This is a genomic window from Aliisedimentitalea sp. MJ-SS2 (assembly GCF_032586155.1).
Lineage (GTDB): Bacteria > Pseudomonadota > Alphaproteobacteria > Rhodobacterales > Rhodobacteraceae > JAWHTC01.
Genome location: NZ_JAWHTC010000006.1, coordinates 72,630 through 90,604 on the forward strand (window position 1 = coordinate 72,630; position 17,975 = coordinate 90,604).

At 58.7% G+C, this 17,975-nt stretch carries 16 protein-coding genes; 5 read left to right on the forward strand and 11 right to left on the reverse strand.

The annotated features are described in order from the left end of the window. The first annotated feature begins 41 nt into the window (after positions 1-41). Entirely contained in the window at positions 42-1,445 is a 1,404-nt protein-coding gene (gene gltX, locus RXV86_RS20360) for a glutamate--tRNA ligase (RefSeq protein WP_316302371.1), read from the forward strand. Positions 1,446-1,533: 88 nt separating this feature from the next. Then, positions 1,534-2,829, forward strand: coding sequence for a citrate synthase (gltA, locus tag RXV86_RS20365; protein ID WP_316302372.1), 1,296 nt, complete (start codon positions 1,534-1,536; stop codon positions 2,827-2,829). A 63-nt stretch (positions 2,830-2,892) separates the two neighbouring features. Here gltA and RXV86_RS20370 read toward each other — a convergent pair whose 3' ends face one another. The 8 genes from RXV86_RS20370 to murI form a co-directional block, all read right to left on the reverse strand. Then, a complete protein-coding gene (locus tag RXV86_RS20370) occupies positions 2,893-3,669 on the reverse strand; it encodes an enoyl-CoA hydratase-related protein (protein WP_316302373.1) in 777 nt (258 codons plus the stop codon). A gap of 73 nt (positions 3,670-3,742) precedes the next feature. Beyond that, the gene (locus RXV86_RS20375) at positions 3,743-4,195 is read right to left on the reverse strand and encodes a cytochrome c-type biogenesis protein (RefSeq protein WP_316302374.1); all 453 of its coding nucleotides are present in this window, start codon (positions 4,193-4,195) and stop codon (positions 3,743-3,745) included. Continuing rightward, a complete protein-coding gene (locus tag RXV86_RS20380; RefSeq protein WP_316302375.1) occupies positions 4,192-6,147 on the reverse strand; it encodes a heme lyase CcmF/NrfE family subunit in 1,956 nt (651 codons plus the stop codon). The genes RXV86_RS20375 and RXV86_RS20380 overlap by 4 nt, the downstream gene beginning before the upstream one ends. 73 nt (positions 6,148-6,220) lie before the next feature. Continuing rightward, positions 6,221-6,811, reverse strand: coding sequence for a holin family protein (locus RXV86_RS20385; protein WP_316302376.1), 591 nt, complete (start codon positions 6,809-6,811; stop codon positions 6,221-6,223). Next, a complete protein-coding gene (locus RXV86_RS20390; protein ID WP_316302377.1) occupies positions 6,802-7,413 on the reverse strand; it encodes a holin-associated N-acetylmuramidase in 612 nt (203 codons plus the stop codon). The genes RXV86_RS20385 and RXV86_RS20390 overlap by 10 nt, the downstream gene beginning before the upstream one ends. A gap of 59 nt (positions 7,414-7,472) precedes the next feature. After that, positions 7,473-7,919, reverse strand: coding sequence for a cytochrome c maturation protein CcmE (ccmE, locus tag RXV86_RS20395; RefSeq protein WP_316302378.1), 447 nt, complete (start codon positions 7,917-7,919; stop codon positions 7,473-7,475). Between the two features lie 21 nt (positions 7,920-7,940). Continuing rightward, on the reverse strand, positions 7,941-8,969 hold the full coding sequence (gene argC, locus RXV86_RS20400) for an N-acetyl-gamma-glutamyl-phosphate reductase (RefSeq protein WP_316302379.1): 1,029 nt from the start codon (positions 8,967-8,969) through the stop codon (positions 7,941-7,943). Between the two features lie 57 nt (positions 8,970-9,026). Further along, the gene (gene murI / locus RXV86_RS20405; RefSeq protein WP_316302380.1) at positions 9,027-9,839 is read right to left on the reverse strand and encodes a glutamate racemase; all 813 of its coding nucleotides are present in this window, start codon (positions 9,837-9,839) and stop codon (positions 9,027-9,029) included. Positions 9,840-10,137: 298 nt separating this feature from the next. On the opposite strand from murI, the gene RXV86_RS20410 reads away from it, so the two are divergent. Further along, complete coding sequence (locus RXV86_RS20410) at positions 10,138-10,440, forward strand: MbtH family NRPS accessory protein (RefSeq protein ID WP_316302381.1); 303 nt, start codon at positions 10,138-10,140, stop codon at positions 10,438-10,440. Here RXV86_RS20410 and RXV86_RS20415 read toward each other — a convergent pair whose 3' ends face one another. Continuing rightward, positions 10,441-13,839, reverse strand: coding sequence for an indolepyruvate ferredoxin oxidoreductase family protein (locus RXV86_RS20415; RefSeq protein ID WP_316302382.1), 3,399 nt, complete (start codon positions 13,837-13,839; stop codon positions 10,441-10,443). Positions 13,840-14,026: 187 nt separating this feature from the next. Between RXV86_RS20415 and RXV86_RS20420 the strand changes: the two genes are divergently transcribed. Together RXV86_RS20420 and RXV86_RS20425 are read left to right on the forward strand one after the other, a co-directional pair. Next, the gene (locus RXV86_RS20420) at positions 14,027-14,935 is read left to right on the forward strand and encodes a LysR family transcriptional regulator (protein ID WP_316302383.1); all 909 of its coding nucleotides are present in this window, start codon (positions 14,027-14,029) and stop codon (positions 14,933-14,935) included. Between the two features lie 455 nt (positions 14,936-15,390). After that, a complete protein-coding gene (locus RXV86_RS20425; protein WP_316302384.1) occupies positions 15,391-15,648 on the forward strand; it encodes a hypothetical protein in 258 nt (85 codons plus the stop codon). Between the two features lie 11 nt (positions 15,649-15,659). On the opposite strand, the gene RXV86_RS20430 is transcribed toward RXV86_RS20425, so the two are convergent. Both RXV86_RS20430 and RXV86_RS20435 read right to left on the reverse strand, forming a co-directional pair. Further along, complete coding sequence (locus tag RXV86_RS20430) at positions 15,660-16,805, reverse strand: Xaa-Pro peptidase family protein (RefSeq protein ID WP_316302385.1); 1,146 nt, start codon at positions 16,803-16,805, stop codon at positions 15,660-15,662. Further along, positions 16,802-17,818: a pyridoxal-phosphate dependent enzyme gene (locus RXV86_RS20435; protein WP_316302386.1), complete on the reverse strand. Its 1,017-nt coding sequence runs from the start codon at positions 17,816-17,818 to the stop codon at positions 16,802-16,804. The genes RXV86_RS20430 and RXV86_RS20435 overlap by 4 nt, the downstream gene beginning before the upstream one ends. Positions 17,819-17,975: the final 157 nt, after the last annotated feature.

The following is a 17,975-nucleotide window of genomic DNA, read 5'->3' on the forward strand; positions in this document are numbered from 1 at the left end:
AAAACCTATCCCGACCATGGTTACCGAAAGATTAACGCCTGATGTCCCAGCCGATCGTCACCCGTTTTGCGCCCTCACCAACCGGTTATCTCCACATTGGCGGTGCCCGCACCGCGCTGTTCAACTGGCTGTATGCCCGCGGCCGCGGCGGTAAATTCCTGTTACGCATCGAAGACACCGACCGTTCTCGCTCGACCCCCGAGGCGACCGAAGCGATCATCAAAGGTATGGAATGGCTTGGCCTTGACCATGATGGTGAAGTGATAAGCCAGTTCGAACAGGCTGCGCGCCACGCCGAGGTCGCCAACCAGATGCTCGCCGATGGCAACGCCTACAAGTGTTTCTCCACGCAAGAGGAAATCCAGGCTTTCCGCGAGGAAGCCAGGACCGAGAAGCGCTCGACCCTGTTCCAGAGCCCCTGGCGTGATGCCGATCCCAGCACCCAACCAGATGCCCCCTTTGCCATCCGGCTCAAGGCCCCACGCGAGGGGCAAACGGTGATCCGTGATCAGGTCCAGGGCGACGTGACCATCCGCAACGACCAGCTTGATGACATGATTTTGCTGCGCAGCGACGGCACCCCGGTCTACATGCTGGCCGTGGTGGTGGATGACCATGACATGGGCGTGACCCATGTGATCCGGGGAGACGACCACCTCAACAACGCCGCCCGCCAACAATTGGTTTACCAGGCAATGGGCTGGAACGTTCCGGTCTGGGCGCATATCCCGCTAATTCATGGGCCCGACGGCAAGAAGCTTTCCAAGCGCCACGGCGCGCTTGGCGTCGAGGAATACCAGGCTATGGGTTACCCGGCAGCAGGCATGCGCAACTATCTCGCGCGGCTGGGCTGGAGCCATGGCGATGACGAGTTCTTTTCCGACGCGCAGGCGAAAGCGTGGTTCGACCTAAGCGGAATCGGCAAATCGCCGGCACGGTTCGATTTCAAGAAGCTTGAAAACATATGTGGCCAGCATATTGCAGCCACCGAAAATGCTGCACTGCTGCATGAGCTGATGGCATTTCTGGCTGCCACCGGGAAACCCGCGCTGAGTGACACAAAAGTATCACTATTCGAAAGCGCCATGAGCGTGCTTAAAGAGCGCGCCAAGACCTTCCCGGAACTGATTGATAAAGCATCATTTATTACCAGTGACCGACCAATCCAACCGGACGAGAAGGCAGCTAAAAACCTTGACGTTGCATCCCGTGGTATACTGAATGAATTGACGCCGCATCTGCAAAATGTTAGCTGGTCCCGAGACGATCTAGAACGGGTCTTGAACCAGTTCGCCGAAAACCGAGGCACCAAATTCGGTAAGCTTGCCGGGCCCTTGCGGGCCGCCCTAGCGGGCCGCGCCGCAACCCCAAGCGTGTTTGACATGATGTTGGTGCTGGGCCGCGACGAGACAATCGCACGCCTCTCGGACGCCGCGACAGGGTAAGAAATTTACCTTCTGTTCAGCCTGTTTGAATAGGAAATACCCCGCGCCCACGCATGCGGGCCATACAGGAATTGATGGAGGAAACGCGATGACGGACAGCTCGAAAACAGCCACATTGACTATTGATGGTCAAACCTACGAGTTGCCGATGCATTCGCCAACCGCCGGTCCAGACGTGATCGATATTCGCAGGCTCTATGGTGAGGCCGGCGTGTTCACCTATGATCCCGGCTTCACTTCGACCGCGTCCTGCGACAGCACCATCACCTTCATCGATGGCGCCAAGGGCGAACTCCTGCACCGCGGCTACCCGATCGACCAACTGGCTGGAAAATCGCATTACCTCGAAGTGTGTTATCTGCTGCTTTACGGTGAACTACCCACCGCAGCAGAACTGGAAGATTTCGAAAACACCATCACCCGTCACACCATGATCCACGAGCAGATGCATAACTTCTTCCGTGGCTTCCGCCGGGATGCCCACCCGATGGCCACCATGGTGGGCGTGATTGGTGCGATGTCAGCCTTCTATCACGACTCGACCGATATTTCTGACCCGCGGCAGCGTGAAATCGCATCGCACCGAATGATCGCGAAGATGCCGACCATTGCCGCGATGGCCTACAAGTATTCGATCGGGCAACCGTTCGTCTACCCGCGCAACGATCTCGATTACGCGGCCAACTTCCTCTACATGTGCTTCTCGGTTCCGTCTGAGGACTATGTGGTCGACCCGATCCTGGCCCGTGCTATGGACCGTATCTTCACCCTTCATGCGGATCACGAACAGAACGCTTCGACCTCAACCGTGCGTCTGGCATCGTCGTCCGGGGCCAACCCGTTCGCCTGTATCGCCGCCGGCATCGCCTGTCTCTGGGGCCCGGCCCATGGTGGCGCCAACCAGGCCTGCCTTGAGATGCTCAAGGAAATCGGCAGCGTCGACCGAATCCCCGAATACATTGCCCGCGCCAAGGACAAGAACGACCCGTTCCGCCTGATGGGCTTTGGCCACCGGGTTTACAAGAACTTCGATCCGCGCGCGACGGTGATGAAACAGTCCGCTGACGAGGTGCTTGACCTTCTGGGCGTCGAGAACAATCCCATCCTTCAGGTCGCCAAGGCGCTGGAACAACAAGCACTGGAAGATCCGTATTTCGCCGACAAAAAGCTGTTCCCGAACGTGGACTTCTATTCCGGCATCATTCTCGAGGCGATGGGCTTTCCGACCTCGATGTTTACACCGATCTTTGCGCTGTCACGCACCGTAGGCTGGATTTCCCAGTGGAAGGAACAGCTGTCGGACCCGGCCCACAAGATTGGCCGTCCGAGACAGCTATACTTCGGTGAAACCGCCCGCGACTATGTCGACGTGGAAGACCGCTAATTGATAAAACGCCCCGGCCAAAGCCGGGGCGTTTTCATTTCGTAGGTGTTGGTTTGGGCAGCTCTAGCGTCCTTCGAAATGGGCCGGACGTTTTTCCAAAAACGCCACAACCCCTTCCATGAAATCGCGGCTCCGCCCCGCCTTGCCCTGCAATTTCGCCTCATTGGCCAATTGCCCGTCCAGCGAATTGTCCCATGCCTCGCGAATGGCCCTCTTGGTCAGCTGGAACGCCCGCGTCGGCCCCTTGGCCAGATGCTCGGCCCGGGACCGCCAGCGCGCCTCAAACTCTTCATCTGAAACACATTCCCAAATCATGCCCCAGTCGTCGGCCTGGCGCGCGGTGATCTTGTCGGCAAAAAGCGCGGCCCCCATGGCCTTGGCCCCGCCCATGTTGCGAGGCAGCCAATAGGTGCCGCCAGCATCAGGGATCAAGCCGATCCGGGTAAAGGCCTGCAGGAAATAGGCGCTCTCAGCGGCAATCACCACATCGGCCGCCAACGCAAGATTGGCCCCTGCGCCGGCTGCAGCACCGTTAACTGCCGAAATCACCGGCAAGGAATGGTCCGAAATAGCCCGCAGCATCGGATTGTATTCATCTCTCAGCCCCCGCTCCAGATCGAGCCCACCAACGCTGGCATCCCCCAGATCCTGGCCCGAGCAGAAGGCGTTTCCGGCCCCGGTCAGCACGATCACCCGCGCGCCGTCGGTTTCCGCATGGCCCATGGCATCCGTGATCTCGGCCCGCATCTGCGCAGTCAACGCGTTCATCTTATCCGGACGGTTCAGCGTGATGACGCAGATATTGTCAGTTACGTCATAGGTGATGGCTTGGTACACCATGGCCGTGGTCTCCTGTTGCGAATGTCCATGATCCTGCCCGAAAACCCCACCCCGGCAGAAGGGAAACCCGACGTCACCCTTTCATGATTTCGTCAAGTCGCTTGGCTTCGTCCACGCTCAGAGCTTCTTCCCCCCGGGCCGGAATCCGGGAGCGGCGACGCAGGTAGAGCACCCCGCCAAGCGCCGCGATTACCATCATAACCGGCCCTGCCAGATACAGCACCTTGTTCGACCCAGACGCCGTGGGCTTCAGCAGCACATATTCGCCGTAACGATCAACCAGGAAACTCATGGTCTCTTCATTGCTGTCCCCGGCCAGCAAGCGTTCGCGTACCTCGATCCGCAGATCACGTGCCAGGTCGGCATTGGAATCGTCGATGTTCTCGTTGCGGCAGACAAGGCAGCGCAGCCCCTTGGAAATCTCGCGTGCCCGCGCTTCAAGCGCCGGGTCGTCCAGCATCTCGTCCGGTTCCACAGCCCAGACCGGGCTGGCCAGCACCATCAAGATCAGGATCAGACGTTTCATTCTGCCGGCACTCCCACGGCTCTGGTCTTGCGCGCACCCGCGGCAACACGGTAGCGCCGGTCGCTCAAGGACAGCGCCCCGCCAAGTGCCATCAGAATCGATCCACCCCAGATCCAGTTCGCCAGCGGTTTGTAATAGGCCCGCATCGCCCAGCCGCCGCCGGCTTGCGGATCGCCGATCACAACGTAGACATCCCGCAGGAAGCCGTTGTCAATGGCGGCCTCGGTCGTGGGCTGTCCACTGACCGGATAGACCCGTTTCTCGGGGGTCAGGGTCGAGATTTCGCGACCATCCTTAGACAGGGTCACGATCGCCAAGGTCGAGATATAGTTCGCCCCCGGCAAACGCTCGACCCCATCAAGGGTGATGGTGTACCCTGCCAGATCATAGCTTTCGCCTTCCTGGACCACGCGGATATCTTCGGCCTCCCAGGCCAGCAATCCTGCAACCCCGACCATGGTCACGCCCAGCCCGGAATGGGCCACCGTCTTGCCCCAATCGGCCCGCGGCAGACGGAACAGGCGTTTGCCGCCCGCACTGCGCGCCCACAGGTCGACCAGAGACCCCGCCACCAGCCAAGTTCCCAGCATCAGGCCAATCGGCCCTAGCCCGGATTTCTCGGTCTGAATCGCCCAAAGAAGAGCACCAACAGCCACCGCCAGGATCATAGCGGGGATCAGTTTTCGGATCACGCGGCCCAGTCGCGCCCGTTTCCAAGGCAACATGGCGCCGATGGGGAGAACAAGCCCCAGTGCCACCATGAAAGGGGTGAAAGCCTGATTGAAGAACGGCTCGCCCACCGACAGTTTGCGGTCAAAGAACATCTCACTCACCAGCGGCCAGATCGTGCCAACAAAGACGACAAAGGCAGCGACACCAAGAAGGATGTTGTTGACGACCAGAGCCGATTCCCGGCTGACCATGCCGAACACACCCTTCGCCTCCATCACTGATGCGCGCGCTGCGAACAGTGTCAGCGCCCCACCGACAAAGACGCACAAGATCAACAGAAGGAAGACGCCGCGCTCAGGGTCGGTCGCAAAGGCATGCACCGAGGTTATGATACCCGAACGGGTGATGAACGCTCCGATCAGCGAGAAACCGAAGGCGATGATCGCCAGCAGAACCGTCCAGCTCTTCAGGGATTCGCGTTTTTCAACAACAATAGCGGAGTGAAGAAGCGCCACCGCCACCAGCCAGGGCATGAAGGAGGCGTTTTCCACCGGGTCCCAGAACCAGAATCCACCCCAGCCCAGCTCGTAATAGGCCCACCACGACCCCAGACCGATACCGATGGTCAGGAAAATCCACGCCGCCAGCGTCCACGGACGGACCCAACGGCCCCAGGCCGCATCGACCCGACCTTCGATCAGGGCAGCGACAGCAAAGGAAAACGCCATCGAAAGGCCCACATAACCGAGGTAAAGAAACGGCGGGTGGAAGGCGAGGCCCGGATCCTGCAACAGCGGATTCAGACCGCGCCCGTCGAACGGTGCCACTTCGGTGCGCAGGAACGGGTTCGAAGTGAACAGGACAAAGGCCAGGAAGGCGACGCCGATCATCCCCTGAACCGCCAGGATTCGCGCGCGCAACGTAGGTGGCAGGTTGCCGCCAAACCATTGCGCCATGGCTCCAAACAAAGTGACTATGAGCACCCACAGCAGCATTGAGCCCTCGTGGTTTCCCCAAACACCGGTGACCTTGTAAAGCATCGGCTTGGCCGAGTGGCTGTTGGTCACCACCAGTTGCAGCGAGAAATCCGAAGTGATGAATGCGTACATCAAGGCGCCAAAGGCAAGCGCCACCAACAGAAATTGCGTATTAGCCGCTGGTTCCGCCACAGCCATCCAGCCGGGCCAGCGCTTGTGTGCGCCGATGAGGGGGACCACCGCCTGAATGCAAGCGATCATGAGGGCCAAGATAAGGGCGAAATGTCCGAGTTCTGCTATCATAAGCCCGTTATAGGCGGGCACGCGGCAAGGTCCAATCCCAATCTTATGTCCGGCCTGTTCACTTTGTCGCGGGTTATCGCCCCTGATCAGCGTCACGTGCCCAATCCGCCAGCGCCGGGTTGTTGGCAGTCTCCAGACTATCCAATGTCAAAACCGCATCTGCGCCGGTACCGGCCATGGCCGGTCGCTGGGCACCGCGTTCCAGGGAGTCCAACGTCTGCAAGTTCCCCACCACCCGCGGAGTCATTGCCAGGGTGCGGGTAACATGGCGCTGGAACTCCTGCCCCTTAGCCTGATGTCGCGCGCCGAAATAGAAGCTGACAATCGCGCCCAACAACCACCACAGCGGTTCGGGCACCAATGCAACCCCCTGCATTCGCGCGGCAAACCAAACCGGGTCAACCATGGCCGACACGAACAGCCCCAGCGTACCAAGCGCCAGGGCCGGCCGCGGCAGGCGGTTGATGGCATCCATCACCCGGTCAAACAGCCCCCGTACAGGTTGGTTGAATTCGTCACCGAATTGGGCCAGCGCAGCACCCTGTAGCTTTACCTCCCGAGCCGAGGCAGCTTCGGCATTTTCTTGAAACACTTCGGCCGTTTCCTTCACCACGTTGCGGCCATTGCCGAAGACCAATGTAAACGCACGTTCAATCAGCCCCATCGCGCCACTCTTTCGCGAAATTCCTGATCACTCAGGTGATACTCAGGCGAAATGAACTCCTCGGCCCGCCTTATCCACCCGCCCTTACCGCCTTTGCGGGTGCGGGCGAATTTGCGGGACTTGGCCCGTCGATCCGCCAGCCGGAAGTAATAGTTCCGCCGGGCGATTCCATAAGCGTCGGCGAAGTGATTCGGCGCCTCGCGCGCCGCTGCCTTGGCCGCCTGCACAGTGATCGGGCCGATCACACCGTCTATGCTGATCTCGTGGCCCATCTGCCTGAGCAGCCGCTGCAGGATCTTGACCGCGTTGGCGCCGGCGTTGACATACATGTCGAAAACGCTGGCCTGCAGCACCTTGGGCAACGCGTTGACACGTAGTTGCTGAAAGTAGTGCTGGATGAAAACCTCGACGGCCTGCCCTCGGCTCAGTGCTTGCACATCACGCGCATCGATATCGCCGTCGCGGTCCAGATCCAAACCTAGGCGCTGCATCGTATGAATGGTCACGCCGTAGTTTGTCGCCCCGCCGGGATCGTCCGGATCATTCACATAGCCGCCCTCGCGGGCGACGATCTCTTCAGCAATGTCTTGAACAGATTTCATACCAAAGGCCCTTCCCGAAGTTGCGGGAAAAGCGTGCGACGAATTGGTTAACCACGAATTTAGCTATCGCCCGGCTCTTGGTAGACACCCTGTTCTTTTAGGGCATCCACAACTTCACGCGGCATGTAGCTCTCATCGTGTTTGGCAAGGATTTCAGTAGCTTGGAATACACCATCCACGTATTTCCCGGTGCCGATCATGCCCTGGTTCTCGGCGAACAGGTCCGGCAGAACTCCGGTATAAGCCACCTTGATACTGCCACCGCCATCGGTGACGTTGAAGGTCACGGTCTCACCCTGGCCGCGCACAAGCGTCCCCTCTTCTACCAGTCCGCCAAGGCGGAAGGTCTCGGTCGCCGCCGGCGGTTCCTCGGCCACCTGCGTGGGCGAGCGGAAAAAGTTGATCCCGTCGCGCATGGCATAGCCGATCAGACCAGTGGAAATCGCCAGAGCCACGGCGGCCAAAACGATCACCTGAACCCGGCGTTTCTTCTTCAAACCCTTCATAAACGACCTCCTTCTGGCCTCTTATGGGAAGCACGGCGCAAGCATCAGACCGCGCGTCTCTTCATGACCTAACATCAGATTGGCATTCTGCAAGGCCTGCCCACTGCTACCTTTTGTCAGATTATCCAATGCACCCACAACAATGGCCCGGCCCGCAATCCGATCACCAGTCACCCCGATGTGGCAAAAATTCGATCCCCGCACATGGTGCGTGCTGGGGACCTCGCCAAAGGGCAGCACCATGATGAATGGCTCATTCACATAGGCCGCGCTCAGCGCCGCATGCACAGCGTCGGCCTCGCCGTTGACATAGGTGGTCGCCAGAATACCCCGGTTGGCCGGGATCAGGTGCGGGGTGAACTGCACTTTGACGTCACGGCCTGCCAAAAGGCTGAATTCCTGGTCGAACTCGCCAAGATGCCGGTGCGTGCCGCCAACGGCATAGGCGTTGTACCCCTCCGAAAGCTCGGCATGCAGCAGGTTTTCTTTTAGCGACCGCCCGGCCCCCGACACGCCGCATTTCAAATCGAGAATGATGTCATCAAGCCCTATAACACCAGCGGAAATCAGCGGCCGCAGAACATATTGCCCAGTGGCTGCGTTGCAGCCCGTTCCAGCCACCAGCCGTGCATCCCTGATGCCGTCGCGATAGAACTCTGTCAGCCCATAAACCGCTTCTTTCTGCATCTCGACTGCCGAATGCGGGTTGCCGTACCATTTTTCATAGGCGTCCGGATCACGCAGCCGAAAATCGGCGCTCAAATCGACGATCTTCAAATCATTCGGCAGGCCAGAAATCACCTCTTGCGAGGTCTTGTGCGGCAGTGCGCAGAAACACAAATCGATCTCGCTGAAATCAATCTGGTCAAACGAAACCATGTCGGGCAGGTCCAGGTGGCGCAGATGCGGGAATACCTGAGCAAGGCTCTGACCGGCCTTGGAAAAGGCCCCAAGCGCGGCGATTTCCATCCCGCCATGGGTGGAGATGAGCCGGATAAGTTCGGCGCCGGTGTAACCAGAAGCGCCCAGAATGGCGATTTTATGGGTCATGACGAACCCTTTCTCATGTCTTGTTGTGTGTGTCTGTGACAAAAATCAAGTTGCAGCTCAAGCTGCTTCGAACTCGATTCTTCGTCGCAAAAACTGAGTCGCGCGAGTCGACACCGTCCTGGCATCACCGGTTGTCAGAAATTTCGACACCTCACCCTGCCCCTTCATCTTGGGGTGCCGCTCAAGGTAGTCGGCAAGGCTTTCTGCCACCAGCTTGGCCTGGCTATAGACACTGACATCCGCGCCCAATGCCTCCTGGAATTCCTTTTCCATCAACGGGTAGTGAGTGCAGCCCAGAATTGCCGCCTGCGGATCCGGCATCTTGCGTTTAAGGGCATCCACGTGGCTACGCACCAGCGCCTCGGCCAGAATCATGTCACCGTCTTCGATGGCATCCACCACCCCGCCACAGGCCTGCGCCTCGACATCCACACCAATCGCCCTGAAGGCCAACTCGCGCTGAAACGCCCGGCTCGCCACCGTCGCTGGCGTGGCAAATAGCGCAACATGTTTGACTTCGACTTCTCTCGGTGGGGAATTGTCACCCCATTGCCGCTCCGTCAACGCCTCGATCAGTGGTACGAACACCCCCAGCACCCGCTTGTCCGCTGGAATCCAGCTTTCCTGCATCCGCCGCAGCGCCGCCGCGCTCGCGGTGTTGCAGGCCAGAATGACCAGGTCGCAGCCCTCGTCCCAAAGCCGTTTCACTGCCTTGCAGGTCAGGTCATAGACATCATCGGCATCCCGCACCCCGTAGGGCGCATGGGCATTGTCACCGAAATAGACAAAAGGCTGGTCCGGCATCCGGGCGCTCACCGCGTCCAATACCGTCAGGCCTCCTAGGCCGCTATCAAAAATGCCTACTGCCATCCGTTCATCGCGCCAAGCGCGCCCTGTCCATCATCACGAGACACGGGGTGGTCTCGGGAATAGCACATAAGACGAATTCGCCCGGAAATCCATGACCCAGTTTGCGTCCAATGCGCGCGCTAAAACGTGTTGCACGGATCACGCGGCTCACCGGCTATTGCAGACGCAAATCACGGCGCATTTTGGTCAACGCCAACGGGACATGTCGCATGAGACGGGGCACAAAAATTGCCATCCACGCTGGACCGTGGTTCTATTGTTTCAATCTGGAAAGATTGCATAACTCATGGAGATTTGAATGAAGCAGGTCATAACATCGCTTTGGGGCGCCCTTGTTCTTCTTGCTTTCGGACTCGCCACTCCAGCCATGTCCGGCGTGGTCTTTGAGGTCGAGACCACATATGTCGTGATCAATCACGAGGAACAGTATTCGATTTTTCCGGCGGACCGAAAACCGCCGGCAGGCTGGAAGAAAACTGGCAAGGCCTGTCGCGTGAACGAATGCCTGAAACACATTGAGAGGGTTTGGACCGATATGCGACCGTTATCGATCCGCAAATCGGTCGAAAATCAGCTCAGCCAGCATTTGAAAAAGAAGTAACTACTCAGCGGCAATCTTCGTTGTGCCTGGAATGTGTTGCAGCAGCTCAGCACGCCGGTTTGCTGCCTGTTCGATATTGGCCATTTTCACCGGACCAAATCCGCGGATCGACAGGGGTAATTCGGCCAGCTCTACGATCATTGCCATATTGTCCGCATTCGCGCGCGGCAGCCATTTGGCCATATCCGCCTCGTAATCCTTGATCAGGGCGCGTTCCAAGCGACGTTCCTCTGTTCTACCAAAGGGATCGAACACTGTGCCGCGCAGCCGTTTCATCTTTGCCAGCAGCCGAATCCACTTGTCCATCTTGGGTCCGTATTCCTTTTTCAGCGGACGCCCGCCCGGCCCGTCCTTGGAGATCATCGGTGGCGCCATGTGATAGGACATCCTGAAATCGCCTTCGAACTGCTCTTCTGCCTTTTTCCGCGTCGCGAGGTGCAGCCGCGCCACCTCGTATTCATCCTTGTAGGCCAATAGTTTGTGATAGCCCTTGGCGACGGCCTCTTTCAGTGTCCCATCCTCAATCCCGTCCACAAGCTCACGGTACTTCCGGGCCAACCCGGCGCCCTGATACGCGGTCAGGTGTTCTGCACGGAAGGTAATCTTGTCTTCCAATGTCTGGGGCAACTCCACAACCGTCGGTGCCAGTAGCTTCTGCACCTCTTGCGGGTGAAGCACGGCCCATCGGCCGAAATCAAAGGCTTTCTTGTTGCGTTCAACGGCGGCATCGTTCAGCTCAATGGCCGTCATGAACGCGGCCCGAGACAGTGGGATCAGACCCAACTGCCACGCCGCGCCGCACAGCATCTGGTTCGAAAAGATCGAATCCCCCAGGAGCTTCTCCGCAAGCAGCGAAGCATCGAACATGGTCAGGCCGTTACGCAACCGCGCCTCAAGCGCTAATGTTAGCCGGTCGCCAGGAATCCTGAATTCAGCATTTCGGGCAAAATCTCCTGTCATGATTTCGTGTGAATTGACAACAGCACCGGTTTTCCCGGACTTGGTCAATCCGATGGTTTTGGCCCCGGCGGTCACGACCAGATCACCACCTATCAATGTGTCAGCCTCGCCGGTAGCAACACGGACAGCAGAAATATCATCCGGTTTTTCGCCAATGCGCAAGTGAATGTGCACCGCTCCGCCCTTTTGGGCCAGGCCCGCCATCTCCATCATGCCAGCTGCTTTGCCGTCGACATGCGCAGCCATTGCAATCCCAGCACCGATGGTCACTACGCCTGTGCCCCCCACGCCAGTCAGCACGATGTTGAACGTACCGTCGATCTTCGGAAGTTCCGGTTCCGGCAGGTCCGGCAGATCAATTTCAATTGTTTGCTGCTTGCGGATCGTCGCCCCTTCTAGCGTCACGAAACTGGGACAGAACCCCTTGAGACAGCTGAAATCCTTGTTGCAGCTCGACTGATCAATCGCCCGCTTACGACCCAGCTCGGTCTCGACCGGTACGATGGAAACACAGTTCGACTGGAGGCCGCAATCACCGCACCCCTCGCAGATATCGGTATTGATGAAGACCCGCTTGTCGATATCCGGAAAGGTGCCACGTTTGCGGCGACGGCGTTTTTCGGCGGCGCAGGTCTGCACATAAAGAATGGCCGACACGCCATTGATCTTGCTGTACCTTTCTTGCACTTCTTCCAGTTCAGCTCGCTCGACCTTCTCGATGTTTTCCGGGAAGGTACCAAGGTTGATTTCTTCCTTCTCATCGTAGACCAATGCCACGTTGGTCACGCCGAACGCCTTCAACTCTGCTGCGATCTGCTGCGCTGACAACCCCCCTTCATGGGTTTGCCCGCCTGTCATCGCCACTGCGTCGTTAAACAGAATCTTGTAGGTCATGGTCGTACCGCTAGCGACTGCGGCGCGGATAGCCTGAAGGCCGGAATGGTTATAGGTGCCGTCACCTAGATTCTGGAACACGTGGGTGCGGGTTGAAAACGGTGCCTCGCCAATCCAGTTCGCCCCTTCACCGCCCATATGGGTGTAACCCAACGTATCACGCTCCATCCACTGCACCATGAAATGGCAGCCAATCCCGGCATAGGCGCGGCTGCCCTCTGGCACCTTGGTTGAGGTGTTATGCGGACAGCCGGAACAGAAATAGGCCAGCCGCGAAGTGATCTCCTCGGCATTGTCGGCGCGCTTGGCCTCATCGAGCTCGGCCAGACCCGCTTTGACTCCGTCGGTGCCTCGGCCTTCTTCGATCAGGATATTACCCAGCTTCTCGGCGATCATCACAGGATCCAGGGCCCAGCGAGTCGGGAACAGTTCCTCGCCGCCCTGCCCCTTGTACCAACCGTAAACCCGCCGCCCTTGGCGATTGTCGAAAATCGCTTCCTTTATCTGCACTTCTAGAAGTTTGCGTTTTTCCTCAACCACCACGATCAGATCGAGCCCCTCGGCCCAGTCATTGAAGCCCTTCATGTCCAGTGGCCAGACCTGGCCGACCTTGTAAGTGGAGATTCCCAGCCGCTCGGCCTCGCTCTCGTCTATCCCCAACAGCGCAAGGGCATGTTCCAGATCCAGCCAGTTCTTGCCATGGCTCACCAGCCCGATCTTGGCGCCCGGTTTGCCCCAAACCCGCTTGTCTATCTTGTTCGCATGGGCGAAGGCCTCGGCCGCGTGACGCTTGTAGTCGATCAGCCGAGCCTCCTGCTCGATGCGATCATCCAGCAGCTTGATATTCAGCCCCCCATCGGGCATTTCGAACTCTGGTGTAACAAATTGCAGCCGATCCGGATCGCCGTCGACCACCGCAGTCGCCTCGATCGTGTCCTTCATTACCTTGAGTCCGACCCAGACCCCGGCAAACCGGCTCAGAGCGTAACCATATAGACCGTAGTCGAGGATTTCCTGGACGCCGGCAGGACTCACCACTGGCATATACGCGTCGATTAGTGCCCATTCGCTTTGATGCAGCACAGTTGAGCTTTCGCCCGTGTGGTCGTCCCCCATCGCGACCAGAACACCGCCATTGGGCGAGGTGCCCGCCATGTTGGCATGGCGAAACACATCTCCGGTCCGATCCACTCCCGGTCCCTTGCCGTACCAAAGACCGAAGACACCATCGAACTTGCCTTCGCCGCGCAACTCGGCTTGTTGGCTGCCCCACAGGGCCGTTGCCGCCAGATCCTCGTTCAACCCTGCCTCGAACTTTACGTCGTAATCCGTCAGAAGCGCCTCGACCCGGCCCATCTGCATATCCACCGCACCCAAGGGTGAACCACGGTACCCGGTGACATAGCCGGCCGTATTCATCCCCCCAGCCATGTCGCGGTGTTTTTGGGTCAGCATCAGCCTGACCAATGCCTGCGTGCCATTCAGCAGGACTTGATCCTTGTCCAGATCGTATCGATCCTGCAAACTCACGTGTTCCCTGGTCATCGCGCGCCTCCCCTGAAATGGCCTTAAACATGGGCCGCTCCCTGACCCGAAGTATATGCGGATTTTAGGTCATAAACTTTGACCTACCAATCAAAATTTGTCATTCTAACGCGACGTAGGGGTGATATCAGGCAAATTGCGCAGAGATTGCTTGCCAACAGCGCCCGGCAACAAGAAAGTTACGAGTATGGATTGGGACAAGCTAAGAATATTTCACGCGGTGGCGGACGCGGGTAGTCTGACTCATGCTGGCGATGCCTTGCATCTCAGCCAATCGGCGGTATCCAGGCAGATCAGGGCGCTGGAAGAAGCGCTCAACACCACTCTGTTTCACCGCCACGCACGCGGACTGATTCTCACCGAACAGGGAGAATTGTTGTTCGATGCGACCAAGGCCATGGCCAAGCGCCTCGACACTGCAACCGCGCGAATCCGTGACAGCGAAGAGGAAGTCTTCGGAGAATTGCGCGTCACCACGACCACCGGTTTCGGTACGCTTTGGTTGGCCCCACGCCTGACGGCGCTTTACGACAAGTATCCCGACCTCAAGATCGACCTCATGCTAGAGGAGCGGGTTCTTGATCTGCCCATGCGCGAGGCCGATGTCGCAATCCGCATGAAAGAGCCAAGCCAGGCCGACCTGATCCGCAAACGGTTAATGACAGTACGCATGAGACTGTACGCGACGCCCGACTATCTGGAACGCGAGGGGACTCCGGCAGGATTGGATGACTTCGGCACCCACCGTTTGATCAGTATGAACGTCGACACCGCACAGGTCGGTGCCGGGGCTTCGCTGGTGCAGCATTTGCTCACCTATGAAATCGCGTCAATGTTGACAGTCAACAATTACTTCGGCGTTTTGCAGGGGGTTCTGAACGATCTTGGGATTGGCGTTTTACCAGATTATGTGACGCGCGATTTTCCGAATCTCGTGCGCGTTCTGCCGGAAGTCGAATCGGGGGAAATCCCTGTTTTCCTCGCCTTTCCGGAAGAACTGCGCCATTCCAAGCGGGTTGCCGCCTTTCGTGAATTCGTCCAAGACGAGATCATCGCATATCGTAAACAGGTTAAAAATCAGGCAGTTGCGCCCTGAATCCATGCTGTCATGCGGAAAACGCATACCAGCCATGCTGCACCTGCGGCATAATAATCCTTGAATATGAGCACACCGCCGCTTATTTCATCACTCGACGGTGATGCTTGCATCACTTTCATACCTCCCTGTTGGACTTCGGCCGAGCTTATTGCTCGGCCTTTTTTTTGACCACTCCTCACCGTTTGGATCGTGGCTCTTGGTGAAGTCGCTTGATGTGGTGCAAGCTCTCGAGAATTGAAACCGTTAAAAATCATTGGCACAGCGTACGTAAGTTGAAAGCTGCGTCTTTTCCGGCTCCGCTTCGTTTGAAGATGTTTCCGCAAAAGTACAGGGCATGCTTCGCACTTGGCGCGTCGCGGCTGCACTAACCACAGCGTCAAGCAAAGTTACTTTGGCCAGTGCCAGAGACGCCTTGCCCCCGGCTTCCGCCGGAAATGTCGATATGCTCTATTGTGGAACATTTGAACCGTTCGCGGGTGGTCGATGATGCCTTCACGCACCCGCTGGTCGCATGTCACCTTGCTTGCAACGAATATGGGGGAGCGGCCTATTTAGGCGTACCGGTAATGTGGGTTCAAGGTCGCCAATTCACGTTGGTACTCTGTGCGCTTGAAATCAATCACCGCACCTGGTGTGCATCCGAACTGGAAGGGCTGAATGCAGGTGCGCAGCGTATCCGCGAACTGTCATCGAAAATCCCACTGCTCTGACTCGACTTGCCTCAGCCTTCGATCACCGGCAACCCACCTGTCGAGCGCGGCGACAACCACTCGGCTCCGGTTTCATGGATCACGACATTTTCTTCATGCACCAGGAACAGCCCAGGCACCGTCTCAATTCCCGGTTCCAATGTGATCACCATGCCCGCCTCAAGTACGCTGTGATCGTGTGGGCTCAGAGACAACCCCTCGGTCAGTTGCATTCCCAAACCGTGGCCCAACCGCCCAGCCGTTTCGCCCGACCCAACAATACCAGCCATAACCTGCCACAGTTCGCAGGCTGTTACTCCGGGTTTAGCCGCCTCGAACGCGGCCTCCGTCGCCTCGAGCAACCGGTCCCAAGCGTCCCGAGCGCGTGCATCCACATGGCCAATGGCGACATTGCGGTCATAATCGCAGAAATACCCATCCCACACCGCGCCGGTGTCCAGCATCAGGACATCACCTTCCTGAAGAGGCTGCGCCCCCGCCGGGGAAATCACATCCGCATAGCCCATCGGCCCAGCTCCACCCGCAAGATACGGCACCCAATCAGCCCCTTCCTGGAGCAAAAGCGCCTGAAAGCCGCGGAACACCTCTTCCATCGGAGCACCGACGCGTACCACTTCTTCCAGCCGGTCGAACGCACGGCCTGCAATGGTGCAGGCCTTAGCAATCTTGGCTATCTCCTCCTCGGACTTGATCGCCCGCAGACCGGCCATCAAGCCGCCATCGGTGACAATCTCCACACCCGCTGCCTCAATCCGACGAAGATCCTGCAAAGGCATCCGCAACGTGCTTTCTGCTCCCATCGGCATACCCACCGGCCCACCCTGCGCCATTTCGCGCAACGCCTCACTCAGCAGGCTGACACCATCATCGCCGGGATCCGGCGCGGCCCAGGTGCGGATATCACTGATCCAGCTCTGCGCCATCAACGCCTGGCCGATCGACGGGATCACCGCCACCGGATCGCCAGACACCGGCACAATCAGAAACCAGGGGCGACTAGGGCTTTCCCAAAACCGCGTCAGGAACCCAGTGAAATAGCGCACTTCCGGCTCGGTGGTCAGAAAAAGCGCAGTCAACCCCGCCTTCACCATTGCCGCCTGCGCCCGCGCCACCCGCGCACGGTACTCCTCTTCCGGAAATCCGCGCTTCGGACTCATTCCGGTGCCTCACTGAGAATGCACAGCACCCGCGCCTCCGGCCCCAGCGGCTCCCCCGCCAGTAGCGCCGCCAACCCGGCCCCGCCTGACGGCGTGCTCTCAAGCCCCGCCTCTGTCAGCACCGGCATCGCCGCTTCGGCCTCTTCCTCGCTGATCAGCGTGAACCGGTCGGCATCACGCGCCAGTCCTTTCAACGCGATCAGCGACGGCTCCTTGCAATCCAGCCGGCCCATCGACGACACCGGCCCCTGTGTCTCGACACAACGCCCAGCCTTAACGCTTTCCAAAAGCGCCGGGGCTGCTTCGGGCTCTACAACGATGATCTTTGGTTCGCTGCCCCATTTCTCTCGGAAATAGGCGGCGCAGGCCCCGGCCAGCCCGCCAACACCAGCCTGCAAGAAGATATGGGTCGGTGGCTCACCCATCTCGCGTACCGTCTCGTCGGCCAGTGCCAGATAGCCTTCCATCACTCTGAAGGGCCGCTCCATGTAGCCCGGCCAAGAACTGTCCGACAGAAGCTCCCAGCCGTTCTCCTCGGCCGCTTTTTGCGCGGCCGCCATGCTTTCCTCGTAAATCGCGCCTTCACGCACCACCGTGGCCTCGAACGCCTCGAGCCGGTCTTGGAAATCTTGCGGCACGCTCTCGGCAAGATAGATTACCGCCTTGGCCCCAAATGCCAGCGCGCCCGCCGTCACCGACAGCCCATGATTGCCTGCACTGGCGCAGACATAAGTCCGCCCCTTGGCCTTGCCCTCCTCGGCATCACGGGCAATGGCATAGGCCGCGCCAAGCGCTTTGAACGAGCCAAGCGTCATACGGAACCGTTCATCCTTGACGAACACCTCGCCCGCGCCGCCGAAATCCTCCAACCGGGTCAGCGGCGTCGCTTCGGCCAGCGGGCAGCGCGCCAACAGCGCCCCCACCGCATTTGCATCCACGCTCGGAAACGGCACCTCGCTCAGGCTGTCGTGATCCAGGCCCTGTCCGCTGTGTGGATTATCGTAAACCTGCATGTTCGTTCTCCCCCCAAAATCGCTGTCACCTTCCGCATTTCTCATCGGACCCGCAACCCCTGTCGCACCGCCCTTTTCCGCCTTTCCGAAAAGACTCCTCTGCACTACGCCACAACACCGATTTCACCCGCAATCCCCGTCCGGCCATGTCCTTTTG

Bases quoted from the DNA above. Each gene is read 5' to 3' on its own strand.
- RXV86_RS20410 (WP_316302381.1), top strand. From the start codon at position 10,138: ATGAAGCAGGTCATAACATCGCTTTGGGGCGCCCTTGTTCTTCTTGCT.
- RXV86_RS20430 (WP_316302385.1), bottom strand. From the start codon at position 16,805: ATGAGTCCGAAGCGCGGATTTCCGGAAGAGGAGTACCGTGCGCGGGTG.
- ccmE (WP_316302378.1), bottom strand. From the start codon at position 7,919: ATGAAGGGTTTGAAGAAGAAACGCCGGGTTCAGGTGATCGTTTTGGCC.
- gltA (WP_316302372.1), top strand. From the start codon at position 1,534: ATGACGGACAGCTCGAAAACAGCCACATTGACTATTGATGGTCAAACC.
- RXV86_RS20375 (WP_316302374.1), bottom strand. From the start codon at position 4,195: ATGAAACGTCTGATCCTGATCTTGATGGTGCTGGCCAGCCCGGTCTGG.
- RXV86_RS20415 (WP_316302382.1), bottom strand. From the start codon at position 13,839: ATGACCAGGGAACACGTGAGTTTGCAGGATCGATACGATCTGGACAAG.
- gltX (WP_316302371.1), top strand. From the start codon at position 42: ATGTCCCAGCCGATCGTCACCCGTTTTGCGCCCTCACCAACCGGTTAT.
- RXV86_RS20370 (WP_316302373.1), bottom strand. From the start codon at position 3,669: ATGGTGTACCAAGCCATCACCTATGACGTAACTGACAATATCTGCGTC.
- murI (WP_316302380.1), bottom strand. From the start codon at position 9,839: ATGGCAGTAGGCATTTTTGATAGCGGCCTAGGAGGCCTGACGGTATTG.
- RXV86_RS20420 (WP_316302383.1), top strand. From the start codon at position 14,027: ATGGATTGGGACAAGCTAAGAATATTTCACGCGGTGGCGGACGCGGGT.
- RXV86_RS20435 (WP_316302386.1), bottom strand. From the start codon at position 17,818: ATGCAGGTTTACGATAATCCACACAGCGGACAGGGCCTGGATCACGAC.
- RXV86_RS20385 (WP_316302376.1), bottom strand. From the start codon at position 6,811: ATGGGGCTGATTGAACGTGCGTTTACATTGGTCTTCGGCAATGGCCGC.
- argC (WP_316302379.1), bottom strand. From the start codon at position 8,969: ATGACCCATAAAATCGCCATTCTGGGCGCTTCTGGTTACACCGGCGCC.
- RXV86_RS20380 (WP_316302375.1), bottom strand. From the start codon at position 6,147: ATGATAGCAGAACTCGGACATTTCGCCCTTATCTTGGCCCTCATGATC.
- RXV86_RS20390 (WP_316302377.1), bottom strand. From the start codon at position 7,413: ATGAAATCTGTTCAAGACATTGCTGAAGAGATCGTCGCCCGCGAGGGC.